The sequence below is a fragment of the Ruegeria sp. G2 genome (genome assembly GCF_056533505.1).
In genome coordinates, this window is sequence record NZ_JBQFON010000008.1 from 184,669 (window position 1) to 209,891 (window position 25,223).

Below are 25,223 nucleotides of genomic sequence, written 5' to 3' on the forward strand. Positions count from 1 at the left end.
GGCCCGCAGAACTCACCAAGAAGATAATTTCAACGGAGAGCAAACGTGACCCAAACAAAAATCGCCATCATCGGAGGATCGGGCATTTATGACATTGATGGTCTGGAAAATGCCGAGTGGGTCACTGTGGAAACGCCATGGGGTACGCCGTCGGATCAGATCCTGACCGGGTCTCTGAATGGGACCGAAATGGCCTTTCTGCCGCGTCACGGGCGTGGTCATGTGCATTCACCAACCGAAGTGCCCTATCGCGCCAATATCGACGCGTTGAAGCGGCTGGGCGTAACGGATGTGATTTCGGTTTCGGCCTGCGGGTCATTCCGCGAACCTATGGCGCCGGGTGATTTCGTGATCGTGGATCAGTTCATCGACCGGACATTTGCCCGCGAAAAGAGCTTTTTCGGAACCGGCTGCGTCGCTCATGTGAGCGTTGCCTATCCAACTTGCCCACGCCTGTCGGATGCCTGCGAGACAGCTGGCAAAGCCGCAGGCATCAATATCCATCGGGGCGGCACTTATCTGGCGATGGAGGGGCCGCAGTTTTCCTCTCTGGCGGAATCAAAGATGTATCGCGAGCACTGGGGCTGTGATGTGATCGGCATGACCAACATGCCGGAAGCGAAACTCGCCCGCGAGGCCGAGCTTTGTTATGCCTCGATCGCCATGGTCACCGATTATGACAGCTGGCACCCGGACCACGGCGAGGTCGACGTAACCGCAATCATCGCCACGCTGACCGGCAACGCCGAGAAAGGCCGGGCGCTGGTCAAAGGCCTGCCCGCCTTATTGGGGGCCGAACGTGTGCCCTGCCCGCATGGCTGCGACCGGGCGCTGGAATATGCCATCCTGACTGCGCCAGAAAAGAGAGACCCGGCGCTGCTGGCCAAGCTGGATGCGGTGGCTGGGCGGGTCCTATGATCTCAGTTCTGAGACAGGTTCTTTTGCACCTCGTCCCACAGGCCATATGACCACAGATTGTTGTGGGTTCCGTCCGGGATCACGTAAAGCTGCGCGCTATCAGACATCTCGGCCAGAGCCTGTCCGTGGTGCAGGGGGATGGTTTCATCCTCGGTGCCGTGAAAGATCAACGTCGGCACCGTGATCTGTTCGATCAGGTCGCGGGTGGCAAACTGATCCTTCATCAGGACTGAGACAGGAAGAAACGGATAGCGTTCCGCAGCGACATCGACGGTTGCAGTGAATGGGGCTTCGAGCACAAGCAATTCCGCCTCGGGGCGCTCAGCAGCAACGGCGGCCGCGATGCCGGTTCCGAGGCTTTGTCCGTGCAAAACAACGGCTTCACCCTTTCCGATCAGCCGGTCAAAAAGTTGCACGCCATCAGAGATCAGCGCCGGTTCCGAAGGCTCACCCTCGCTGCCCGGAAAGCCACGATAGCTGGGGGCCAGCAAGCCATAGCCTGAGTTGAGAATTTCGCGCAAACGATCAGCGCGATCACCCAGATTGCCGCTTTGGCCGTGGAAAAACAGGACTGTCGGTGCATCCTGCACCGCAGCCGGCGCGGACCAGACTGTCAGTACTGTGCCATCGGTCATCGGGACCGATTGCATCTCAACATCTGCCAATCCAACGCTGGACGGGTCGGGCAATTCACCATCGGGTTTGTAAAGCAGGGATTGCTGGTTAAGAAACATGTAACCGGCGATGCCTGCATAGATGATCGCACCGGTCAGCAGCAGCCCAACCAGAATGTTTTTTACGCGCTCAACGCCAAAGTGGCTGGAACCTGCCTTAGTATCTGCATGTTGTGTTTGAACCATTACCCCCTCCTTTGGTCGCACTGCGAGTGTGGGAAGTCTTAAGCGCGTTTCAAGATGCATGAGCCAAGCTTCATCCAATCTTAAATCTGTTGCCGCAATGCAAGAACCCCTAGCGTTTGAGATAGCGGCAGTTGAAATGCCCTGATGCTACGCCATGTTGAAGCCAATTATCGATGTAAAGGCATACACATAGCCAACCCAGCCCGAGCATAGAGAGGCGTTATGAAACGATTGGACGCGCTGGATGCTGCCCGCTTTTTAGCCTTTTGCGGTATGGTGTTGGTTAACTTCCGTATCGCAGCCGAAGTCGCTCCGGGCACTGATTGGGCCTCTGTTTTGATTGATGCGCTGGAAGGGCGCGCAGCTGCTTTATTCGTAGTTCTCGCCGGGATTGGTATCGGATTGTCACGTATCTCAGCAGGATTATTGCTACGCAGAGCTGCGTTTCTGTTTGTGATCGGTCTCATAAATATGACCATATTCGACGCCGATATCCTGCATTTCTATGCGCTTTACTTTGTAGTCGGTGCCGTGTTTCTGACGGCTTCGAAACGCGGGCTCTGGCTGGGAGCGCTGGGAATCCTGATCCTCACAGTATTCGCCAACCTGATCTTCAACTATGATCAGGGCTGGGATTGGGAAACGCTGGTGTATACCGATATCTGGAGCTTGCCCGGATTTATTCGCAACGCACTTTTCAACGGCTGGCATCCGGTCTTGCCGTGGGCAGCATTCCTATTGATCGGAATGGCGATCGGGCGGTCCGACATTCATACCCTTTGCATTCAGCATCGGTTGATCATGTGGGGCTTTGGCGCAGCGGTGCTGGCTCTGTTTCCGCAGATGTTAACATCAGACCCGGAATTGGCAGTCTATTTGGGGACCGAGTCGATCCCGCCCGGGCCATTCTACATAATGGCGGGGACTGGGACCGCCTGTATGGTGATCGGGTTGTTATTGAAGCTCTGGCCAATGATCGAACGGAGTGGGATCGCGACGTTTCTGACCGCGCCGGGACGACAAAGCCTGACGCTTTATATGGCCCATATCCTGATTGGAATGGGGCTGCTGGAAGACCTTGGACTGCTAAACGGATCGCTGAGCGCGCCGCAAATCGCGATGTACGCCCTGTTCTTCTGTGTCTTGTCGTCACTATTTGCCCTACTTTGGTTCAGTAAATTCAAGCACGGACCATTAGAGACGGTGATGCGCCGCCTAACAGAACACGCAAAGGCTTGACCTCGCTGTCGCGGCGAGGCTTGGTGTGAGCGACGCATCGACAGGATTTCCAATGTCACTTGAACTCTGGCTCGCCTTTGTGGCCGCATCGACCGCTCTGCTGCTGATCCCAGGGCCGACGGTTCTGCTGGTTCTCAGCTATGCGCTGTCGAAAGGGCGCAGCGTTGCGGTTGCCTCGGCAACTGGTGTGGCTTTGGGCGATCTGGTGGCGATGACTGCATCGCTGTTGGGGCTGGGCGCGCTGGTATTGGCCTCGGCTACCCTGTTCACTGTGCTGAAATGGGTGGGTGCTGTATATCTGATTTGGCTGGGCATCAAACTTCTTCGCAGCGCGCCTTCTGGTGGTTTACAGGCTATTGAGAATGAACGAAATGTCACCGCCCGCAGCGTCTTTGGCCATGCCGCCGCCGTCACCGCGCTGAACCCGAAATCAATCGTTTTCTTCATTGCGTTTGTACCGCAGTTCCTGCGCCCGACTGATCCGCTGGGGCCGCAATTTGCAATACTGATCGCCACCTTCGTCGGTCTCGCCGGGCTAAACGCACTCGCCTATGCGCTACTGGCGGATCGGCTGCGCCGCATGATCGGACGTACAAACGTCATCACTGCCATGACCCGGTTCGGAGGGCTGACTCTGATCGGAATGGGCGTCGCTACAGCTGTATTGCGCCGCCCTGCCTGAGGTCAGTCTTTGGCATTTTCCTTCATGAATCCTCGGATGAACCGGTGGATTTCGCGCGTGGCTGACGTAAACCGCGCAACTCGTGGCTCCCGAATGCTCAGTTTCGTTACTATGACCTGCCAAACGCCATCGGCCGCCGCCGCAAGTAGCCGCAGGCACCAAAGTTTTCTTGCATGACCGACCCTGATGGGTCAAACACCCCCGCGTGTTTGATGCCAAAGGGGTGGCCCATGTCCAGAAACAAAACGGTCAAGGATTACATTCGGACCATTGTCGATTTCCCGCATGAGGGGATCATGTTCCGGGATGTCACCACCCTATTTGCTGATCCACGCGGGTTTCGTATGGCAATCGACCAGATGCTGCACCCCTATGCGGGCGAGCGGATCGATAAGGTCGTGGGTCTTGAGGCACGCGGCTTCATTCTGGGCGGTGCCATAGCACATCAGTTGAGCGTTGGATTTGTGCCAATTCGCAAGAAAGGCAAGCTGCCCGGCACTACGATCAGCCAAGACTATAAGCTGGAATATGGCGAAGCCATCGTTGAGATTCATGATGATGCCATCCAGCCGGGTGAAAAAATTCTGGTCGTTGACGACCTGCTCGCTACAGGCGGCACCGCTGCCGCTGGCATCAAGTTGATCGAACGACTGGGGGGCGAGATTATCTCTTGCGCATTCATCATCGACTTGCCCGAACTAGGCGGTCGCAAAGCACTGGAAGATCTGGGTATGGATGTGCACGTTCTGTGCGAGTTCGAAGGGCTCTGACCATCACACAATTCACGGACTCGTGACTGGAATTCGTGCAACCCTCAAGCTTAGCCCGGGTAAGGCGAATTTCAAGAAACTGCGGCGCTTTATATCTCTGATCTGTTTGTGAACATACTGCGTACCCCGAATGATGCCACCTGAGGCATTTTCAACAAGGGAAATCACGTCATGTTTCGCAAATTCGCTGTTGCTGGAGTTGCAAGTCTTCTGTTGACGACTTCTGTCCTGGCAGATGGGCACTCTAAAGATATCGTCGATACTGCAGTGGGTGCGGGCAGCTTCGCAACGCTCGTCGCTGCGGTACAGGCCGCCGAACTGGTTGAAACGTTAAAGGGTGACGGGCCGTTCACTGTGTTCGCGCCCACGGATGAGGCGTTTGCAGCGCTGCCCGAAGGCACGGTAGAAAATCTGCTAAAGCCGGAAAACAAAGACCAACTTGTCGCGATCCTTACCTATCATGTTGTGCCTGGCAAAGTGATGTCGGGTGATTTGTCCGATGACATGACCGCCGCAACCGTACAAGGCGGGGATATTACTATCGATCTGGACAATGGCGTCATGGTGAATGATGCCAACGTGGTGCAAGCCGATATTGAGGCCGAGAACGGCGTGATCCATGTGATCGACAAAGTTATTCTGCCTGCGTCATGAACTTGTGGCGCGGCCCGGTAGTCGACCGGGTCGCGCTTAGTTTTTAAGAACCGCACCGGGGTTCATGATCCCCTTTGGATCAAGCGCCATCTTGATGGCACGCATGGCCTGCAATCTTACCGGATCGCCATAGTCTTCAAGATCGTCAGTCTTGAGCCTACCAACACCATGTTCCGCACTTACCGATCCTTCAAATTCATGTACCAAATCATGCACGGCACGTTTGACGGCACTGCGTTGTGCATCAAACTCGGCCTTGTCGTGACCGGCAGGTGGAAACACGTTGTAGTGCAGGTTCCCATCACCCAAATGGCCAAAGCAATTCACCCGGAACGGTCCCTGTTTGGCAACCACACGCGCGCCGCGCTGAATAAATTCGGGGATTCGGGAGATCGGAACCGAGATATCATGACTTGAGACAGACCCAACCAAGCGGTTGGCCTCGGGAATCTGCTCGCGCACTGCCCACAACTCGGCTCTTTGAGCCTCGCTCTGAGCAATGACGGCATCCCCCACCAGACCGCGTTCTTCGGCCGCCACATAGATTGCCTCGAGCATGTCCGAAGGATCTTGCCCAGCGGACAGGCCCAACTCGATCAGGACGCTCCATTCCGGTGGCTTCGCAAAGGGTTGCCGAATATCTGGCAGAACCTCGGTCAGAAACTGCAGCCCTTGCCTGTGGATTAGCTCAAACGTGCTGATCGCCTCGCCCACCTGATCCCGCGCCAATGATAACAGATCAATTGCTGCCTCAGGCGAGGCAACCTCTAACATCGCCGTTCCGACCCCTTTGGGTTGCGGGAACAGCTTCAGTGCCGCCGCCGTGATGATCCCCAGCGTCCCTTCGGACCCGATCATCAGGTTGCGCAGATCATAACCGGTGTTGTCTTTGCGCAAACGACTAAGCCCATGCCAGATATCACCGCTTGGCAATACCACCTCAAGCCCCAAACATAGATCGCGTGCATTACCATAGCGCAGCACATTCACGCCGCCGGCATTGGTGGCCAGATTGCCCCCGATCCGACAAGACCCCTGTGCCGCCAGCGACAGAGGAAACAACCGTTCGGCATCCTCGGCTGCCGCCTGTACATCAGCCAGAATGGCACCCGCTTCAGCAACGAGAATGTTTTCGGTCGGGTAGATCGCACGGATTGCTGACATCCGCTCTAGCGAGATGATCAACGGCGTAGGGCCATCCGGCGCAACCTGCCCACCCACCAGACCGGTGCCGCCGCCATATGGAACAACGGGCACGCACGCGTCAGCAGCCAACCGGACCAGGGCCGATACCTCTTCTACGGTCTTAGGCAAGGCCAGCAACCCGCCCTGCCCCACAAACCGCTGACGTGGCTCTTCAAGATAGCGTTCGGAAACGGGCCTCAGTACATCATCGCCCAGCTGGGCGCGTACTGCTTCGGCAAAGCGGTCATCGGCGGGGTACAGAGTCATACCCACTCCCTGCCAAAGGCCAACGGCAGCGGCAAGCCCTATTCCTGCTCAATCAGATACTGGGGTTCCAACACGACGACCGTCGGTCGGTCTGGCAAAGTCCGCAATGAGACGATGAGTTCCGAAACTCCATCTCGTTCAACCGGAAAATCCTCGCGTATATCCACTAGAAATCGCTCAAGTGAGAAGTCCGAGAACCAGTGCATTGGAATAATGATCGAGCTTTTCAGCCGCTTCAGAACTTGGATCATTTCGGGCAGAGGCATGGTCGTCCCACCATCCACTGCGGCCATGACCACATCAAGCCGACCCAATGCCGCGAATTGTTCGTCCGAGGGTATATGATGCAGATGTCCCAGATGACCGATGCACAACCCCTCTACTTCGAACACAAAGATCGAGTTCCCGCGCTCTTCCACCCCACTGTAGGCCGATCGAATATCGGTCGACACATTACGCACAAGCAGCTCTCCCAGATCGAGATGATGTTCAATGCCCTGCCCGAACTCACCCCAGCCAGGCAGGACGTACGGGATGGCCGGATCGGGATGGGCGGTCCAGTGGGTGCTGTGCGCATGGTTCATCGTGACTACGTCTGGAATCAGCGCTGCGCCGCCGATAAAGCCGGTGAAATCAGTCACCGCGTTCAATCCACCCTGTGTCTGGATCAAAAACGATGCATGCGCGACATAGCTGATCCGAACCGAAAACTCTGGCACGGGATCCTGCCAGGCCGCTTTGTGAAGATATTCAATCCCCGGCGCTGCATCTGCAATAGCGATACAGTGACTAGGCCGCCGCTCCTGCGCCACAGCCCCGCCCGAGATCATCATCAATACCGCAACAACCCGCCACATACCCCGAGTGTAGCGCAGAACGCCCGCAAGTCATGCCCCTTGTCCATCTGGTCCAAAATACTCCAGGGAGAGTCGCGGCCCGCCGCGACGGGGCAGCGCCCCCTAACCTACGTCGGTCTTCCCGCGCCGATCAGACCGCAAAGACGCATACAGAACATGGGTCCGCCACCGCCCGTTGATCTGCAGATAGGACTGCGCCACGCCTTCATATTTGAAGCCCGAGCTTTCCAGTAACCCGCGCGAGGCCTTGTTTTCCGGCAAACAGGCGGCTTCGATCCGGCTGAGGTCCAGACGGGTAAAAGCGTGATGAACCACCGCTCCAATCGCTTCGCGCATGAAGCCCTGACGGGCAAAGGATTGCCCGGTCCAGTATCCCAGCGTTCCGGCCTGCGCTGGGCCACGGCGGATATTATCCAGCGTGATGGCCCCCAGCAGGACATTATCCGTACGGCGAAACAGAAATAGCGGAATCGCCGTACCGCCGGCAACCGAGCGCTGTGCCCAGTAGACCCGGTTGGTAAATGATTTGCGACTCAGGTGATCCTTCGCCCAGACCGGCTCCCACGGAGTCAGGTATTCTTTTGACGCGCGACGCAGTGCCGCCCAATCATTGAAATCGGAATGGACAGGCGGGCGCAGGCTCAGCCGCTCGGTTTCGAGTTTCAGCTTGCGTCTGCCCAGTAGCATCACGCCGCACGCCTCTCCTGTAGCTCAGCCAGCGTTGGCGCACCCGAAACCGGCCCGTACAGCGCCAACGCCGCCGGGGCCTGCATGGCCATCTGTTCAGCAAAGGCGCGTACATCCTCGGTACTGACGGCATCGATCTTGGCGACCGTATCCTCGAGCGAGGGTACCCGCCCCCAAATCTGCACCAGACGCGCCAGACGTTCGGCCCGGTTCGAGGGGCTTTCCAGCCCCATCAGCATTCCGGCCTTCATCTGTGCGCGGGCACGGGCCACTTCTTCGTCATTCATATCGCCGGCGGCGCGCTTCATCTCGTCGATGGTGATCGTGGCCAGTTCGGCAACTTGATCGGCGGAGGTGCCCGCATAGATCGTGGTCGTGCCGGTGTCGGCATAGGCGCCCGTCTGTGCAAATATCGTGTAGCAGAGACCACGCGTTTCGCGCACTTCCTGAAACAGGCGCGAAGACATGCCGCCGCCCAAAGCCGTCGAATAAATCTGTGCGGTATAGATCGCATCATCGCGATAGCCTGGGCTCTCCATGGCCAGCGCGAAATGGGCCTGTTCCAGATCTTTTTCCTGCCGTGCCTCACCACCGGTAAAGCGGGCAATTTCAGGGGTCAGACCTTTGCGCGGCTGCAGATGGCCGAACATTTCTTCCACCATCTTCATCAGGGCGTCATGATCCACAGCGCCAGCGGCCGACAGGATCATCTGTTCCGGCCCGTAATGCTCAGCCACGAAACCCGACAGGTCTTCACGCGAGAATGCACTTACCCGCTCGGTCGGGCCAAGAATGGTGCGGCCCAGCGGCTGATCGTGATAGCTCTGCTCTTGCAGCCAATCGAAGATAACATCATCGGGCGTGTCATAAGCCTGACCGATTTCCTGCAGGATTACACCACGCTCGACCTCGATCTCGCGCGGATCAAACACTGGGTTCAGAACGATGTCGCCGATCACGTCCATCGCCAGCGTCACATCGTCCTTCAAAACACGCGCGTAATAGGCCGTAACTTCTCGCGATGTGTAGGCGTTTATATATCCGCCCACATCCTCGATCGCCTCGGCGATTTGCAGCGCGGATCGCCGCTCGGTTCCCTTGAACGCCATATGTTCAAGGAAATGCGCGATGCCGTTCTGTTCGATCCGCTCATGCCGCCCACCGGCGGTTACCCAGATGCCAATGGCTGCAGATTGCAGCCCCGGCATATGTTCACTGACGATACGAAAGCCGTTCTTCAGTTGGTCCTGTCTGACTGTCACTCAGCAATATGCCTTCTGATATGATCCTCAAGGGCACCCAGATCGTTGGCAATCCGTGTCACCCGTTCCGGACGTTCATACAGATCAGACATGCGGGATGGAAGAGGCGGATGTTCGCCGCTTGCCTTCTCAACCGCTGCCGGGAATTTCGCCGGGTGGGCAGTGGCCAGCGTGATCATCGGCACATCAGCGGAGCGATGTTCTTCAGCGACCTTGATACCAACGGCAGTATGCGGACAAACCAGTTCGGCGCTGTGGGTCAGAGTGTGCTTGATTGTGGCCAGTGTCTCATCCTCAGATACACGACCCGAGTCGAAGCTTTCCCGTAGCGCTTCCATCGCGCCTTGGCTGACGTTGAAGCCACCGTTCTTCAGTTCATCCATCAATTGCGCAACGGCACCACCATCCTCACCATAGGCAAAGTACAGTGCGCGCTCAAAGTTGGAACTGACCTGAATATCCATCGACGGGCTGATCGAAGGGATCGTGTCACCCTTGAAATACCCCTCGCCCGACAGACAGCGATGCAAAATGTCGTTCTGGTTGGTTGCCACGACCAGACGGTCGATGGGCAATCCCATACGCTTGGCCAGATAGCCTGCGAAGATGTCGCCAAAGTTGCCTGTGGGGACGGTAAAGCTGACCTTGCGATGCGGCGCGCCAAGGCTGACGGCGGCAGAGAAATAATACACGATCTGTGCCAGGACGCGCGCAAAGTTGATCGAGTTCACACCGGCCAGTTTCACCCCATCACGGAAGTCAAAATCGTTGAACATATCCTTGAGCGCGGCCTGACAGTCGTCGAAGTCGCCATCCACGGCCAAAGCGTGCACATTGCTGTCGGCGGGCGCCGTCATCTGACGGCGCTGCACTTCCGAAACACGGCCATGCGGGAACAGGATGAACACGTCCACCGCGTCCAGCCCTCGAAACGCCTCAATGGCAGCTGAACCAGTATCGCCGCTTGTCGCACCGACGATAGTTACGCGATCACCGCGCCGTTTCAGCGCTACCTGAAACAGCTGGCCGATTAGCTGCATGGCGAAATCTTTGAAGGCCAGCGTGGGTCCGTGAAACAGCTCCAGCAGAAAATGGTTCTCGTTCAGCTGCTTCAACGGCGCGCGGGCGTCGTGTCCAAAACCATCGTAAGCGCGGGCGATGATAGCCTTGAACTCATCCTCGGCGAATGACTCATTGACATAGGGCCACATGACGCGGAATGCGATTTCTTCGTAGGGCAAGCCAGCCAACGCAGCAATTTCGTCCTGCGACATCACAGGGATCTCGGCGGGAAGGTACAGGCCACCATCACGTGCCAGCCCGGTCAGCATCGCTTCTTCAAAGCTTAGTTCCGGCGCTTGGCCACGGGTCGAGATATATCTCATTGCTCTTCTCTCTCAGAAGGGGCGCGGTTGCGCCAAAGGAAGTATCCGGTCATTGCGGCCCAAACCAGAGCCAAACCAAACCATGTGATTGCATATTGAAGGTGGTCGTTCGGGATACCCGCCGTGTCCACCGGAAGAGGTGTTATGTCAGGGTCCGTTTTGGACCGGGCGATCAACAACACAGGCTCTGTACCTAGTGCCGCAGCCAGAGTGGGCACGTCACGCGCAAACCAGATGTTGCCATCGATATCTGGCTCGGGCGTATAGCTGTCGATTTCATCAGGCCAGTGCAGATTGCCTGAGACCTCCATCGGGCCAATCACACGATCGGCCTGCTTGGCGGTCGTCGGTACAAAGCCCCGATCCACAAGAATAGTGCGACCAGCGGTGCTGAAGGGCTGAATGATCCGGTACCCAGCCCCAACCTGCTTAACCGAGACCAGAACGTGGATTTCCTCTGGCTTCATATCTCCGGAGAGTGTGACAGGAAGATACTTGTCATCTGCTTCCGTAACGGTCTCGGGGAGAACAACCGCATCAGCCGCAATGCGCGCTTCGATCTCGGCCAAAATGCCCTGTTTCCAAGACTGACGCTGCATTTGCCACACGCCGAGCGATATCAGCACGCCCAAACCCGCGAGGCCGAAAATCAGCAGAAACAGAATACGGCGCATGGCGGGGCCAAACCTTGTTGCAGAAATCGGCGTCTTGTTACGGCGCGTGTTGGTCTAATTGCAACCACGCAATTGTATGGGGCGCAATCTTGCGCACCTGATAGAGAAAAAGCCGCCCCTTGGGGCGGCTTTTGCAATTGGATCACCTGACCGGCGTCACATCAGCGGAGCTTGACCCCAAATGTAAACGGCGAAGAACAGGAACAGCCAGACGACGTCAACGAAGTGCCAGTACCAAGCTGCCGCTTCGAACCCGACGTGTTTCTCGGGCGTGAAATCGCCTTTCAGGGCGCGGATCAAGCAGACCGACAGGAAGATGGTTCCAATGATGACGTGGAAACCGTGGAAACCAGTTGCCATGAAGAAGTTCGAGTAGAACTGGTCATCGCCAAACTTCCAGCCTTCGTGGGCCAGCAGCTCGTAGTACTCAAAGCCCTGCAATGCAGTAAACGCGATACCCAGAACGATGCCAATGGCTAGGCCATTGATCAGTGCCTTGCGGTCATTGTCATGCACCAGAGCATGGTGTGCCCAAGTGATCGCACAACCCGACAGTAGCAGCACCAGAGTGTTGATCAGCGGCAGGTGGAACGGGTCAACCGCGTGAATGTCGGGCTGGATGTACTCGGTGCCAGCATAGTCGTACATCGGGTACATGCGATGCTTGAAGAACGACCAGAACCAGGCAAAAAAGAACATCACTTCGGACATCACGAACAGGATGAAGCCATAGCGCAGACCAATACGCACAACCGGCGTATGGTCGCCCTGACGGCTTTCGACCACCACTTCGGACCACCATGCGAACATGGTGTAAAGAACGCCGATCAGTCCCATCCAGAAGATCCACGGGGTAATCCCGTGCATCCACAGAACAGCCCCGAATAGCATCACAAAGCCAGATACCGCGCCGATCAGTGGCCAGATCGACGGGTTCAGAATGTGATAATCATGGTCTTTTGCGTGTGCCATCAGCGTCCCTCACCTACAGGCGTTAGTTCTTGTTTGTCTCAGCCTGCACGTCAAGGGCGGCATAGCCCTCGGGCAGGTCAATTTCGTAGAATGTATACGACAGAGTAATCGTATGCACATACTTGGCTTCTAAATCTTCGACCATCTCTGGATCGACGAAGAAAGTCACCGGCATCTCAACCCGCTCTCCGGGTTGCAGAACCTGCTCTTCAAAGCAGAAACAGGCAATCTTCTGAAAATATCCACCGGCAGAATACGGGGCGACATTGTATGACGCCTGTCCCGCAATCGGGCGATCAGTTGGGTTATAGGCTTCGTAGAAGGCCAGCCCGGTCTCACCAATGCGGACTTCCATCTCGCGCTCGACCGGCTTGAATTCCCAGGCCATGTCTTTGGCTTTTGACGCGTCAAAACGCACGGTGACGGTGCGGTCCAGAATCTCGTCTGGTGCCACTTCGGCCACGCCGGTGGTCCCACCAAAGCCGGTGACCCGGCAAAACCAGTCATAAAACGGCACAGCTGCCCAAGCGAGGCTGCCCATCAGGACAACCACACCAACCGTTTGTGCAACGGTTTTCTGAGGACCGGTCAACGCCATCAGTTCTGCACCTCTTGTGGTGCCATGTTGAAATCAGTGCCCGAGACCTTCACGATCGTCAGTCCAAAGATGATCACGATGAACGCGGCCAGTGTTAGGCCCACGCCCAGATTGCGGCTGAACCGACGCTGATGCAGCTCATGGCTTTTGCGCAGGCTCATGACCAGCCTCCCAGCCCATACGGTTTCAGCAGCGCCTCAGCCAGAATCGCGCCAAAATGCAGGAAGAGATACAGCAACGACAGCTTGAAGAAGCTGCGCTCGACCTTGAAATTGTCGGCTTCGGAATCGTCTTCGTTTCGGCGGGAAATCTGCCAGGCGCCCCGCAGGAACAAGCCGTTCAGAACCAGTGCGACCACCAGATAGATCGGGCCTCCGATATCCGAGAACGCGGTGCCCACCGCCAGCACCGCAAGCAGCGCGGTATAGACCAGAATGTGCCAGCGTGTGGCGCGGCGGCCGTGCGTAACGGTCAGCATCGGCACGCCTGCGTCGTCATAGTCCGAGCGCATAAACAGCGCCAAGGCCCAGAAATGCGGCGGCGTCCACATAAAGGTCAGGGCGAACATCAACCACGGCTCAAGCGTCATCGAACCTGTGGCCGCGACCCATCCGATCACCGGCGGGAACGCCCCTGCGGCACCACCGATCACGATATTCTGCGGTGTCGAACGCTTTAGCCAGATCGTGTAGACGACGACATAGAAGAAGATGGTAAAGGCCAGAAACGCGCCGGCGAACCAGTTGGTTGCCAGACCCAGCATGATGACGGACAGGCCAGACAGAGCCAGTCCCAATGCCAATGCCTCGCCTTCCTCGACCTTGCCGGACGGGATCGGGCGGCCTTTGGTGCGCTTCATCACGCGGTCGATATCCGCGTCCCACCACATGTTCAGCGCGCCAGACGCACCACCACCGATCGCGATAAACAGGATGGCGCAGAATCCTACAAACGGATGTACTGGAACCGGGGCCGCAAGCAATCCAACCAAAGCCGTAAACACCACCAGCGACATCACGCGTGGCTTCAGCAGGGTAAAATAATCGCCAAAGCTGGCCTCGTCCGCGCGGGTCTGCGCGGAAACGGTGCTGGCATTGAAGCTTGCGTCGCTCATCTTTGGTCCTTTTCGGGGCAAAAGCTGCGCGAAACCCGCGCAGCCCGCACATGTTTACCTAGGCCTCAGTCGGCTTAGTTCGAGGCCACCTGATAGGAAACAGGCTTACCTGCATACTCTTCCAGAGCGCCCTGCAGCCACTGCTCATATGCCTCTTCGCTGACCACTTTGACGGTGATCGGCATATAGGCATGGTCTTTGCCGCACAGTTCCGAGCACTGGCCGAAATAGACGCCTTCCTTATCAGCCTGGAACCACAGTTCGGCCAAACGACCTGGTACGCCGTCCTGCTTTACGCCGAATGACGGGATGGTCCACGAATGGATCACGTCAGACGCAGTAACCTGCATGACAATGATCTTACCAACTGGAACAACTACCGCCGTGTCCGTCGCGAGCAGCCACTCATCCTGGCTGTAGCCCGCATCGGCCAGCTTGGCGCGCATCGCGTCATCCAGCACAAATGGCGTTACATCTGCATCCGCAGGGCGCGCGCCCTCATCCAAAGTGGCCGGGTGGCCCAGCAAGTAGCTGTCGAATGCGAAATCGTGATCGACATATTCGTAAGTCCAGTACCACTGGTTACCCACGACCTTGATGGTGATGTCGCCCTCTGGGATCTCTTGTTGCTTGAACAGAACCGGCAGCGAGAATGCGCCAATGAAAACCAGAATTAGGATTGGCCCAAGGGTCCACGCAATCTCAACCGGGGTATAGTGGGAAAACCGGGCAGGCTCAGGATTCGCACGCCGATTGTATCGCACGATGCAGTAGAGCAGCAGACCGGCGACAAACAGGCAGATGACCGTGATGATCACCAGAATCATATTGTCGAGACTCTGAATTCCTTCGGCAAGACTGGTGGTCGCAGGCTGGAAACCAACGCCGCCTGCCACCGGCTTGCCAATAATCTCAAGCTCCTGAGCCATGGCGGGAAGGCTGGAGAGGGCTGTTGCAAGCCCGGAAAGCATCAAAGCATTCTTCATTTTCTGTCCTGATCGTTTGATCTTTGCGTCTCTGGCGAAAAGGTGTGAATCGGTCGCACCTCTCCCGTTGTCTTTGGCCGCGTTAAAAACCATATTCCGTCGGGTAGATAAAGCAAAATGCTTGCGTCAAACAGACGCTATTTTTGATCTGGATCAAACCCGAAAGGTCGCAACCTATGTCTCAGGCCCCATTTCGCCCCTTTGAAAGCGTTCTTCCGAAGGACGAGGCGCTTGCTGTGCTGCAGGCCGCAACCAATGGCGCGGAGGACGGAGAGCTGTTTGTCGAGCGGCGAAAGTCCGAGTCACTGGTGTTCGATGACGGTCGTCTGCGGACGGCTTCCTACGATGCATCCGAGGGATTCGGCCTGCGTGCAGTGCAGTGCGAAGTTGCGGGATACGCACACTCGACGGATGTTTCGATTCCCTCACTTAAACGAGCCGCTGAAACCGCACGGCTGGCCGTCGGTGATGGTGGAGGGACGCTGGCCGGACCGCCACAGGCCACCAACACACGGCTTTATACCGATGAGGACCCGATCGAATCCGCCAGTTTTCCGGTCAAGATCGAGACCCTGCGCGAGATTGACGCCTTTGCTCGCGATCTGGACCCTCGGGTCGTGCAAGTCAGCGCCACGATTGCCGCCGCAGTGCAGGAGATCGAGATTCTGCGCCCCGACGGCGTCCAGGTGCGCGATGTGCGCCCGATGACCCGCCTGAACGTCTCGGTCATCGTAGAACAGAACGGACGGCGCGAAAGCGGCTCAGCCGGGGGGGGCGGTCGCGTGGGGCTGGACGGTTTGATTGACCCCACCGACTGGCAGGACAAAGCACGCGAAGCGCTGCGGATCGCTCTGGTTAATCTGGATGCCATCCCTGCCCCTGCCGGCGTGATGGAGGTTGCATTGGGACCTGGCTGGCCCGGAATTCTGTTGCACGAGGCCATTGGGCACGGTCTGGAAGGCGATTTCAACCGCAAGGGCAGCTCGGCCTTCGCCGGGCTGATGGGACAGCAGATCGCCTCAAAAGGCGTGACCGTCGTTGATGACGGCACGATAGCGGACCGTCGCGGCTCGATTTCGGTGGATGACGAAGGTACCCCCAGTTCGCGCACGGTCCTGATCGAAGACGGTATACTGACTGGATATATGCAGGACCGCCAAAACGCACGTCTGATGGGGGTTTCACCCACCGGCAACGGGCGGCGACAGAGCTATGCCCACAAACCCATGCCTCGTATGACCAATACGATCATGTTGGGCGGTGATTCAGACCCAGCCTCGCTGGTATCAGACATCAAAGACGGCATCTGGGCCGTCGGTTTTGGCGGTGGTCAGGTTGATATCACCAATGGCAAGTTCGTCTTTTCCTGCACCGAGGCCTATCGCGTCGAGAATGGTAAGATTGGTGCTCCGGTCAAAGGCGCGACACTCATTGGTGACGGTCCCTCGGCGCTAAAGCGTATTCGGGGCCTGGGGAACGATATGGCGCTTGATCCGGGCATGGGCACCTGCGGCAAGGACGGGCAATGGGTGCCGGTGGGAGTGGGGCAACCAACCGTCCTGATGGACGGACTTACGGTTGGCGGCTCTGCTGCTTGAGTCGGGATTCAGTGTGAGGAATGAGGCGCAGGGTTAACGCTGCGCCTCATCGGTTTAAGAAATTGCCGATCAACGGTAGCTTGCGCAAAGAAAAATTCATGCAAATTTTTTCTATATTTTCAAATGCATAGCATGATATCTAACTTCAAAATCCGAATAATTCAGTTCTAATTATCCAAGATTTACAGGCTGTTAACCCGCTGCACCGTAAACCAGTTTTGCAATCAGGCGGAGCATCGGATGACCGAAGAGCAGCTTTCTTCCAATCACCCCCCACTCCCACCCACCACGGAAGAGGACCGGTTTTCGTGGCTCCGTCTGTTGCGTTCGCGCAAAGTTGGACCGGCGACGTTTCGGCGCCTGTTGCGCGAACATGGCTCGGCGCAGAATGCGCTGGCCGCGCTGCCGGAAATGGCGCGCGCTGCCGGAATTGAAGGGTACGAAATCTGCCCCCCCGGCGTGATCGAGGCGGAGCTCAAGGCCGCAAAAGCAGCCGAAGCGCGGCTTTTGTGCCTTGGGGCCGCTGACTATCCCGATGCGCTGATCGACATTTCTGACGCACCTCCAATGTTATGGGCGATTGGTGATCCGACTATTCTGAATCGACAGGCGATCGCTATGGTCGGGGCACGGAACTGTTCTTCACTGGGTGCCCGCATGGCACGGGCGTTGGCCTCTGAGTTGGGTAAAGAAGACTACATCGTCGTCTCGGGACTGGCCCGCGGTATTGATACTTCGGCCCATATTGCCACTTTGGAGACAGGAACTGTGGCGGTGATGGCTGGTGGGGTCGATGTGATTTATCCAGCCGAGAATTCTGATCTGGCGCGCGACATCGCAAAAACCGGCCTGCGCCTGTCCGAGCAACCGATGGGCACTACGCCACAGGCCCGGCATTTCCCGCGCCGCAATCGCATTATTTCAGGTCTGGCACAGGCTGTTGTCGTGGTCGAAGCTGCCGCCAAATCGGGCAGCCTGATCACCGCACGAGACGCGCTAGACCAGGGACGAGAAGTTCTGGCCGTCCCTGGTCACCCGTTCGACGCAAGGGCGGCGGGATGCAACCTGCTGATCCGGGACGGCGCGACATTGGTACGCACCGCTGAAGATGTGATTGACGCATTGCCGACGCCGCAGCATCAGATACTGCCCCAACAAATCCCGCCTATCCGACTGGAGACGGCACAATCCGAAAATGCCCCACGCGCACTACACGACGTGATTCTCAGTTGCCTTGGTCCATCTCCAATCGCCGAGGACCAGTTGATCCGGGATGTCGACGCATCCGCTGGCGAAATTGGCCCAGTGCTGGTCGATCTGGAACTTGATGGTAAGATTCAGCGGCAACCGGGCGGGCTTTTGGCCCTTAGCGCCTAATATCCGATAAGCTGAGATTTAGGACCAGCTACCTATGACACGGTGCAAACTGCCAGAATCGGCTTGAAAATCAGGGGCTTTGGGCGCGGAAAACCAACGCATTGACAATTCGATCTTGCCCCACACATTTTGCACGGTCATACAAAGCGCAAAATCCGTCGAGCGAGGTTTCCCCTTAAATGCCCGTAGTTGTTGTAGAATCTCCGGCCAAAGCGAAAACGATCAACAAGTATCTTGGCCCCGACTACACTGTTTTGGCCTCATATGGCCACGTCCGTGACCTGCCGCCGAAGGATGGGTCGGTCGATCCCGAGCATGAATTTTCCATGAAATGGGAGGTCGGCAATGACAGCCGCAAGCATGTCAAAGCCATTGCCGACGCGCTGAAAGAAGACAACGCACTGATCCTCGCGACCGACCCTGATCGCGAAGGCGAAGCGATCAGCTGGCACCTGCAAGAGGCGCTGACCAAGCGGCGTTCGATCAAGAAAGACACACCGGTGAGCCGCGTGACGTTCAACGCGATCACCAAAGACGCCGTGACCGAGGCGATGCAGAACCCGCGTGAGGTCGATATGCCGCTGGTCGAGGCCTATCTGGCCCGCCGTGCGCTGGATTATCTGGTGGGCTTCAACTTATCGCCCGTTTTATGGCGCAAACTGCCGGGCGCAAAGTCTGCTGGCCGCGTACAGTCGGTCTGTCTGCGCCTGATCGTGGAACGCGAGATGGAGATTGAGGCATTCAAGCCTGTTGAATACTGGTCCGTAAGGGCCTTGTTCGAAACACCACGCGGCCAGACCTATGAAGCCCGTCTTGTTACTCTGGCCGGCAAAAAGCTCGACAAACACGATCTGACTAATGCCACGCAGGCCGAGCTGGCTGTACAGGCGATTACCAGCCGGGCGCTGAGTGTCACCTCAGTCGAGGCCAAGCCTGCCGCACGCAACCCAAGCGCCCCGTTCATGACCTCAACCCTGCAGCAGGAAGCCAGTCGTAAATTCGGAATGGGCGCGCGCCACGCAATGCAGGTGGCGCAACGGCTGTATGAGGCGGGCTACATTACCTATATGCGGACTGACGGTATCGACATGGCGCCCGAAGCTGTTACGGCCACCCGTGATACCATCTCGGATCGATATGGCCCCGAATATGTGCCGGACAGCCCGCGCATGTATAAAAACAAGGCCAAAAACGCGCAGGAAGCCCACGAGTGTATCCGTCCGACGGATATGTCGCGTGATGCCAAAGTGCTGAAAGTAACGGATGAAGATCAACGCAAACTGTACGACCTGATCTGGAAGCGCACCATTGCCTGTCAGATGGCTGCGGCACGACTGGAGCGCACGACAGTCGAAATCGGCAGTGATGACGGCCAAGTCGGCTTGCGCGCCACCGGCCAAGTCGTCTTGTTTGACGGTTTCATGCGCGTCTATGAAGAAGGCCGCGATGACGTTGTTGATGACGATGACAAGCGCCTGCCTCAGATCATGCAAGGTGATCCGGCGCGCTTTGCCAAGACATCATTGCGGGATCAGTTTACCAAGGCCACCAGCGACTCGGACAAAGCCGCGATTCTGTCCGACAACGAAGCCGTGCTCGCGCTGCAACACCACACTCAACCACCGCCACGCTATACCGAGGCGACGCTTGTCAAGCGGATGGAAGAATTGGGGATCGGACGGCCATCGACCTATGCTTCGATCGTCACCACGATTCAGGATCGGGAATATGTACGCAAAGACAAGAACCGCCTGATCCCCGAAGAAAAGGGGCGGATCGTCACGATCTTTCTGCTGAACTTCTTCCGCCAGTATGTGGGCTATGAGTTTACGGCCAACCTCGAAGAAGAGCTCGATGACGTCAGCGCTGGGGACCGTGACTACAAGGATCTGCTCGGTAAGTTCTGGCGAGATTTCTCGGCTGCAATTGGTGAGACTTCGGAACTGCGCATATCAGAAGTGCTGGACAAGCTGGATGAGGCGTTGGCGCCCCAGCTGTATCCCCCGCGAGAAGACGGATCCGATCCGCGTGTTTGTCCGAAATGCGGCGTGGGGCAGTTGCACCTCAAAACGTCGCGTACCGGTGGATTCGTGGGCTGCGGCAACTACCCGGAGTGTACCTATACCCGTCCGATCGCTGGCGAAGGTGCTGAAGGTGACGAACGTTTGCTGGGCGAAGATGTGGGCGATGAAATCTGGCTGAAATCCGGTCGCTTTGGCCCTTATGTACAGCGCGGAGAGCCCACGCCCGAAAACAAGAAACCTCCGCGTGCATCCCTGCCCCGTGGCTGGAACAAAGATGACATGGATCTGGAAAAGGCGCTGACTTTGTTGTCTTTGCCGCGCCAGATCGGCGAACATCCCGAGGGTGGCATGATCAGCTCGAACTTTGGACGGTTTGGCCCATATATCATGCACCAGCTGCCGGAGGAGGCCAAACCCGTCTACGTCAATGTCAAAGACCCAAATGACGTGTTTGAAATCGGCATGAACCGGGCGGTCGAAATGCTGGCCGAAAAACGGGCTAATCCGGGACGGCGCGGACAGGCCGCAAAACCGCTGAAAGAAGTGGGCGAACATCCGGATGGTGGCGTGATGCAGATTCTGGACGGGCGCTACGGGCCTTACGTGAAATGGGAAAAGGTCAACGCGACAATCCCCAAGGACATAAAGCCCGAGGATGTGACGCAGGAAATGGCCATTGAACTGGTCAACGAGCGTGCGGCCAAGAAGGGTACTAAGAAGAAGGCGGCGCCCAAGAAGAAAGCAGCTGCCAAGAAAACCACCAAAAAGGCAGGTTAGGTAGAAATACCACCTGCCCCTTGGATTCGTTGACTTCCCCGTGACGTGGCGGCACAACTCGGCCCAACACCATGTCATTGGGGGAGTTTTCCATGAAGAAAATCTATACCAATGCCGAAGAGGCGCTCGATGGGGTGATCTCGGATGGCATGTTGATCGCGGCGGGCGGCTTTGGTCTGTGCGGTATCCCAGAGATGCTGCTTGAGGCGATCAAAGCGTCGGGCGCGAAGGACCTGACCTTTGCTTCGAACAACGCAGGCGTTGATGATTTCGGCATCGGCATCCTGCTGCAAACCAAGCAGGTCAAGAAAATGATCAGCTCATATGTCGGTGAAAACGCGGAGTTCATGCGACAGTATTTGAGCGGTGAGCTAGAGCTTGAATTCAACCCACAGGGCACGTTGGCCGAACGGATGCGCGCCGGTGGTGCGGGCATCCCCGGGTTCTACACCAAAACAGGCGTGGGAACGGTGATCGCGGATGGCAAAGAGCACAAAGACTTCAACGGTGAGACCTATATCATGGAGGAAGGCATCTTCGCCGACCTCGCGATCGTAAAGGCGTGGAAAGCAGATGACACCGGAAATCTGGTGTTCCGCAAGACCGCCCGCAACTTCAACGTGCCCGCCGCAACATGCGGTAAGATTTGTGTGGCTGAGGTTGAAGAAATCGTTCCGCGCGGCTCGCTAGACCCTGACAGCATCCACCTGCCCGGCATCTATGTGCACCGTATCATCCAAGGCAGCCACGAAAAGCGCATCGAACAGCGCACCACCCGCAAGAAGGAGGACGCATAATGCCCTGGGACCGCAATCAGATGGCCGCACGCGCGGCAGAAGAGCTGGAAGACGGCATGTATGTGAACCTCGGCATCGGTATTCCGACGCTGGTGGCGAACTATGTGGGCGACAAGGACATCACCCTGCAGTCCGAAAACGGTATGCTGGGTATGGGCCCCTTCCCGTTTGAGGGCGAGGAAGACGCCGACCTGATAAACGCAGGCAAGCAGACGATCACCGAACTGTCCCGCACCTCATACTTCGATAGCGCGACTTCGTTCGCGATGATCCGAGGTGGCAAAATTGCCGCTGCGATCCTGGGTGCGATGGAAGTCGACGAGAAAGGCGATCTGGCCAACTGGATGATTCCCGGCAAGCTGGTCAAAGGCATGGGCGGAGCGATGGATCTGGTGGCCGGTGTAGGCCGCGTTATCGTTGTGATGGACCACACCAACAAGCATGGTGATTCTAAAGTGCTAAAGGAATGTACTTTGCCATTAACCGGCCAGGGCGTTGTGGATCGGATCATCACCAATCTGGGTGTCCTTGATGTGGTCGAAGGTGGCCTGAAGATCGTTGAACTTGCCGATGGTGTCAGCGATGCGGATATGAGGGCGGCGACCCAAGCAACGATCGTCGACTGACTCGCTCCTCCAAAAAGCGAAAGGCCCGCAATGACGCGGGCCTTTTTTTAATTGGCTGCCTGAAAGACGCAGGGGTCCGATACGAACTGCGGTGCTGACGTGCACAGCGCGCTTGCGACCTGAAACGCGGCAAGGACCTTGGGCACGTAATCTCTGGTTTCAGCATAAGGTGGCACTCCGCTGTGTTTATGCACGGCCCCCTCGCCTGCATTATAACCCGCGAGAACGAGGATCGGGTCGTTATCGAATTCCTCCATCAGCCAGTGAAGGTATTTGACCCCACCTTCTATGTTCTGTTCCGGCTTGAGGCTGTCTTCGACACCGAAGCGTTCGGCTGTGGCTGGCATGAGTTGCATCAACCCCTGAGCGCCGGCGGAACTAACGGCTTGTGTTTTCCCGGCCGATTCCACCGAGATTACCGCCAGCACAAGCGCAGGCGAGACATTTGTGCCCACAGTCGAGCGCAGGATGTCCACGCCGCGCGCGTCTGCGATATCCTGAAGCGTTTGAAGGCGCGGGGCCGCGACGTCGGTCGCAGACAATGCCTGAACAGCTTCTGCGAGCCTTCCTGCGCTTGCCTGTTGCAGTTCGGGTGAGATTCGGCTCCAGAAAGCCTCATAGGTCCCTACCGGCTCGGTCGTTCCTGCGATCTTCGGAGGATTCGACGGCGGAACGGGTGCAGGGGTCGCAACTTCGGGCACATCCAGCTTTGCCCCAGTGCTGGGTGCCGAAGGCGACGCCGCGTGTTGTTCTGGGGTAATTTGAATGGTCACACGCGGACGCGTGCCAGGTTTGGGGGCTTTGATACGCTTATAAACCCCGCGCGGCTCGATCTCAGTCGCGGATACCGAAATTGCACCCGTCAATAGGAATGCGACTGCACCTGCGCAAAAGATTGCGTCCCGGAAATACATTTGCCTGCCTCGATTTCTTATCTTTTGAAGCATTTTGAACCCTATAACGGCCTGCAACGCCAGAAAAACAAAGCGAAATGGGGCAATTTCGCCTCATTTGCCGCTATTTTGCATCGCCCAATCCTCTATGTGCGGAAAAAGGTGAATTTATTTCCATTAATAATCAATATGTTACAAGAAATACGAATAAAATCTTAAGCATTTATCCAAAAAATATTGGTTTGGCCCAATTCCTGCCACGCGCAAAGGTCAAACATAAACCCATGCCGAGACGATCGGGAGCGGACCGAGAGAGAATGCTCTGGAAGACGCCGAGGTTAATTGCTTATTTGATCCTTTAGGAGGGACGTAACATGATCAAGTTCATCAAGAACTTCCGCAAAGACGAAGACGGCGCCGTAACTGTAGACTGGGTCGTTCTGACCGCAGCTGTTGTTGCTCTGGCAGCCATCGCTTACAATCAGGTTAGTAGCGGTGCCAGCACACTGGCGGGCAACATCGACAGCGCGCTGAGCGGTATTACCGTTACTACGCCAAACACCAACTAATTAGCATCACACTCTGGTGTGTAATGTGGGGGCCATGTCTTATCAAAAGACGTGGCCCCTTTTGCAAAAGTTCCTTACCTCGGTAACGTACAATGTTTAGCACAATCAAAATTTTTATTAGCGAAGAAGACGGCGCTGTTACGGTAGATTGGGTTGTACTAACGGCCGCGATCGTAGGCATTGCCGGGATGATGTACGTGCTCCTGAACGAAGGCATCCAAAGTGTCGACGAGCAAACCGGGCAAGCCCTCTCGTCGATTCAGGTCCAGCAAATTAGTTTTGACTAAACCAATATACTGGCTTCCTTGACGGATCTTGATACTGCTCCGAAAAATGTGGGGATTGTCCCATTTTTGGACACAATTACCTCCTAGGGTAGCCGCTGAACCATCGCGACAAAGTTAGCCGCGAGACTTACTTGAACGAAACATGACGAGGGACAAATGCGAGCTGTTTTTGGACTTGTTCTTATCATCGGGATCGCCTTGGCCGGTGGTGCTGTCTATATGGCACGCGAATATATTACCGAAAACCAGGCCAAACTTGCGCAGGAACGAAAGCTGCGTGAAGAGGCACTGGCAAATGCAAAAGCAGGCGTTGTGCCAACAGTCGGAGTTCTGGTTTCAAACCGGTCTCTCAAATATGGTGAGCGACTGAACCAAGAAGATATTCGCGTTGTCCAGTGGCCTGAAACCGCAATCCCCGAGGGTGCATTCATCGATGCTGCGGTATTGTTCCCCGATATCAAGAATAACGAACGATATGTGCTTCGGTCGATGGAAAAAGACGAAGCCATCATGGAGGTCAAAGTTACCAATCCGGGCGAAACAGCGGGCTTGAGGTCGCAGTTGCCCAAGGGCATGCGTGCCTTTGCAATCAGCGTCGATGTTGCCTCCGGCGTTTCGGGCTTCTTGCGCCCTGGTGACACAGTGGACGTCTATTGGACCGGATCGCTGCGCGGTACTACTGATGCTGGACGCGGCGAGATTACCCGACTGGTTCTGACAAATATTGAACTGGTCGCAGTTGACCAGATTGCGGGTTCAGATGTCACAGGGACCACGATTGCCCGCACTGTAACCGTAGCGGCGACCTCACAACAAATTGCGGCTTTGGCACAGGCACAAAACACTGGCCGTATGTCTCTGGCACTAGTGGGCGCGCAGGATGATGAAGTCGCCGAAGTGGTTGAAGTAGACCAGCAATCACTATTGGGAATTCAAGAACGAGCACCCGCACCAGTAGTGGTTGAAAAGAAGGTTTGTACAATCCGAACCCGTCGCGGCGGCGAAACTGTCGAGACACCAATTCCCTGTACAAACTAACGAAAATTCAAACCGTTAACGACCCACAGACCGCGCATTTTGCGCGGTCTTTTTCATGGTGTTGTTGCGAGAAACCCACATAAGGAAAATTCCGGAAACCATTGATTATTGCAATAAATCCGGAATT

Annotated in this window: 26 protein-coding genes; 13 read left to right on the forward strand and 13 right to left on the reverse strand. The window is 56.6% G+C overall.

Features of this window, described 5'->3' with window-relative positions:
* Positions 1-45: 45 nt before the first annotated feature.
* Positions 46-918, forward strand: a complete 873-nt coding sequence (locus ACR0DU_RS15750; protein WP_480875832.1) for an S-methyl-5'-thioadenosine phosphorylase — start codon at positions 46-48, stop codon at positions 916-918.
* Between the two features lie 2 nt (positions 919-920).
* Here the strand turns inward: ACR0DU_RS15750 and ACR0DU_RS15755 are convergent, their stop codons facing one another.
* Complete coding sequence (locus ACR0DU_RS15755) at positions 921-1,778, reverse strand: alpha/beta hydrolase (protein ID WP_480875835.1); 858 nt, start codon at positions 1,776-1,778, stop codon at positions 921-923.
* A gap of 222 nt (positions 1,779-2,000) precedes the next feature.
* On the opposite strand from ACR0DU_RS15755, the gene ACR0DU_RS15760 reads away from it, so the two are divergent.
* The 4 genes from ACR0DU_RS15760 (at position 2,001) to ACR0DU_RS15775 (ending at position 5,123) form a co-directional block, all read left to right on the forward strand.
* The gene (locus tag ACR0DU_RS15760; RefSeq protein ID WP_480875837.1) at positions 2,001-3,017 is read left to right on the forward strand and encodes a DUF418 domain-containing protein; all 1,017 of its coding nucleotides are present in this window, start codon (positions 2,001-2,003) and stop codon (positions 3,015-3,017) included.
* A 52-nt stretch (positions 3,018-3,069) separates the two neighbouring features.
* Positions 3,070-3,699, forward strand: a complete 630-nt coding sequence (locus tag ACR0DU_RS15765; protein WP_480875840.1) for a LysE family translocator — start codon at positions 3,070-3,072, stop codon at positions 3,697-3,699.
* A gap of 230 nt (positions 3,700-3,929) precedes the next feature.
* The gene (locus ACR0DU_RS15770; RefSeq protein WP_010441681.1) at positions 3,930-4,469 is read left to right on the forward strand and encodes an adenine phosphoribosyltransferase; all 540 of its coding nucleotides are present in this window, start codon (positions 3,930-3,932) and stop codon (positions 4,467-4,469) included.
* 171 nt (positions 4,470-4,640) lie between these two features.
* Positions 4,641-5,123 (forward strand): fasciclin domain-containing protein, encoded by a 483-nt coding sequence (locus ACR0DU_RS15775; protein WP_010441680.1) that lies wholly within the window; start codon positions 4,641-4,643, stop codon positions 5,121-5,123.
* 36 nt (positions 5,124-5,159) lie between these two features.
* Here the strand turns inward: ACR0DU_RS15775 and ACR0DU_RS15780 are convergent, their stop codons facing one another.
* The 11 genes from ACR0DU_RS15780 to coxB all read right to left on the reverse strand — a co-directional run bounded on the left by ACR0DU_RS15780 (position 5,160) and on the right by coxB (position 15,110).
* Entirely contained in the window at positions 5,160-6,575 is a 1,416-nt protein-coding gene (locus ACR0DU_RS15780) for an FAD-binding oxidoreductase (protein ID WP_480457883.1), read from the reverse strand.
* A gap of 38 nt (positions 6,576-6,613) precedes the next feature.
* On the reverse strand, positions 6,614-7,432 hold the full coding sequence (locus tag ACR0DU_RS15785) for an MBL fold metallo-hydrolase (RefSeq protein ID WP_170473247.1): 819 nt from the start codon (positions 7,430-7,432) through the stop codon (positions 6,614-6,616).
* Between the two features lie 102 nt (positions 7,433-7,534).
* Positions 7,535-8,119 (reverse strand): GNAT family N-acetyltransferase, encoded by a 585-nt coding sequence (locus ACR0DU_RS15790; protein WP_010441677.1) that lies wholly within the window; start codon positions 8,117-8,119, stop codon positions 7,535-7,537.
* A complete protein-coding gene (locus ACR0DU_RS15795) occupies positions 8,119-9,381 on the reverse strand; it encodes a M16 family metallopeptidase (protein WP_480875843.1) in 1,263 nt (420 codons plus the stop codon). Before ACR0DU_RS15795 ends, ACR0DU_RS15790 begins: the two co-directional genes overlap by 1 nt.
* A complete protein-coding gene (gene thrC, locus ACR0DU_RS15800) occupies positions 9,378-10,766 on the reverse strand; it encodes a threonine synthase (RefSeq protein WP_480875845.1) in 1,389 nt (462 codons plus the stop codon). Before thrC ends, ACR0DU_RS15795 begins: the two co-directional genes overlap by 4 nt.
* Entirely contained in the window at positions 10,763-11,440 is a 678-nt protein-coding gene (locus ACR0DU_RS15805) for an SURF1 family protein (RefSeq protein ID WP_480875847.1), read from the reverse strand. Before ACR0DU_RS15805 ends, thrC begins: the two co-directional genes overlap by 4 nt.
* Positions 11,441-11,596: 156 nt before the next feature.
* The gene (locus ACR0DU_RS15810; RefSeq protein WP_010441673.1) at positions 11,597-12,412 is read right to left on the reverse strand and encodes a cytochrome c oxidase subunit 3; all 816 of its coding nucleotides are present in this window, start codon (positions 12,410-12,412) and stop codon (positions 11,597-11,599) included.
* A 22-nt stretch (positions 12,413-12,434) separates the two neighbouring features.
* Positions 12,435-13,010, reverse strand: coding sequence for a cytochrome c oxidase assembly protein (locus ACR0DU_RS15815; RefSeq protein WP_170541589.1), 576 nt, complete (start codon positions 13,008-13,010; stop codon positions 12,435-12,437).
* Entirely contained in the window at positions 13,010-13,171 is a 162-nt protein-coding gene (locus tag ACR0DU_RS15820; RefSeq protein WP_010441671.1) for a hypothetical protein, read from the reverse strand. The genes ACR0DU_RS15815 and ACR0DU_RS15820 overlap by 1 nt, the downstream gene beginning before the upstream one ends.
* Positions 13,168-14,124 carry a heme o synthase gene (cyoE, locus tag ACR0DU_RS15825; RefSeq protein WP_480875850.1) on the reverse strand — a complete coding sequence of 319 codons (957 nt, stop codon included), beginning with the start codon at positions 14,122-14,124 and terminating at the stop codon, positions 13,168-13,170. Before cyoE ends, ACR0DU_RS15820 begins: the two co-directional genes overlap by 4 nt.
* A 74-nt stretch (positions 14,125-14,198) precedes the next feature.
* The gene (coxB, locus tag ACR0DU_RS15830; RefSeq protein ID WP_170772762.1) at positions 14,199-15,110 is read right to left on the reverse strand and encodes a cytochrome c oxidase subunit II; all 912 of its coding nucleotides are present in this window, start codon (positions 15,108-15,110) and stop codon (positions 14,199-14,201) included.
* A gap of 176 nt (positions 15,111-15,286) precedes the next feature.
* Between coxB and tldD the strand changes: the two genes are divergently transcribed.
* The 5 genes from tldD to ACR0DU_RS15855 all read left to right on the forward strand — a co-directional run bounded on the left by tldD (position 15,287) and on the right by ACR0DU_RS15855 (position 22,309).
* Positions 15,287-16,708 (forward strand): metalloprotease TldD, encoded by a 1,422-nt coding sequence (tldD, locus tag ACR0DU_RS15835; protein WP_010441668.1) that lies wholly within the window; start codon positions 15,287-15,289, stop codon positions 16,706-16,708.
* Positions 16,709-16,948: 240 nt separating this feature from the next.
* Positions 16,949-18,085, forward strand: a complete 1,137-nt coding sequence (gene dprA / locus ACR0DU_RS15840) for a DNA-processing protein DprA (protein ID WP_480875854.1) — start codon at positions 16,949-16,951, stop codon at positions 18,083-18,085.
* A 179-nt stretch (positions 18,086-18,264) separates the two neighbouring features.
* On the forward strand, positions 18,265-20,886 hold the full coding sequence (topA, locus tag ACR0DU_RS15845; protein WP_480875856.1) for a type I DNA topoisomerase: 2,622 nt from the start codon (positions 18,265-18,267) through the stop codon (positions 20,884-20,886).
* A gap of 92 nt (positions 20,887-20,978) precedes the next feature.
* Complete coding sequence (locus ACR0DU_RS15850; RefSeq protein WP_480875859.1) at positions 20,979-21,683, forward strand: CoA transferase subunit A; 705 nt, start codon at positions 20,979-20,981, stop codon at positions 21,681-21,683.
* Entirely contained in the window at positions 21,683-22,309 is a 627-nt protein-coding gene (locus tag ACR0DU_RS15855) for a 3-oxoacid CoA-transferase subunit B (RefSeq protein WP_010441664.1), read from the forward strand. Before ACR0DU_RS15850 ends, ACR0DU_RS15855 begins: the two co-directional genes overlap by 1 nt.
* A 47-nt stretch (positions 22,310-22,356) precedes the next feature.
* On the opposite strand, the gene ACR0DU_RS15860 is transcribed toward ACR0DU_RS15855, so the two are convergent.
* A complete protein-coding gene (locus tag ACR0DU_RS15860) occupies positions 22,357-23,223 on the reverse strand; it encodes a lytic transglycosylase domain-containing protein (protein WP_480875862.1) in 867 nt (288 codons plus the stop codon).
* A gap of 353 nt (positions 23,224-23,576) precedes the next feature.
* Between ACR0DU_RS15860 and ACR0DU_RS15865 the strand changes: the two genes are divergently transcribed.
* From ACR0DU_RS15865 to cpaB, 3 genes are all read left to right on the forward strand, one after another.
* Positions 23,577-23,771, forward strand: a complete 195-nt coding sequence (locus ACR0DU_RS15865) for a hypothetical protein (protein WP_010441661.1) — start codon at positions 23,577-23,579, stop codon at positions 23,769-23,771.
* Positions 23,772-23,863: 92 nt separating this feature from the next.
* Entirely contained in the window at positions 23,864-24,058 is a 195-nt protein-coding gene (locus ACR0DU_RS15870) for a hypothetical protein (protein ID WP_170541609.1), read from the forward strand.
* A gap of 156 nt (positions 24,059-24,214) precedes the next feature.
* Positions 24,215-25,096: a Flp pilus assembly protein CpaB gene (gene cpaB, locus ACR0DU_RS15875; protein ID WP_010441659.1), complete on the forward strand. Its 882-nt coding sequence runs from the start codon at positions 24,215-24,217 to the stop codon at positions 25,094-25,096.
* Positions 25,097-25,223 lie beyond the last annotated feature (127 nt).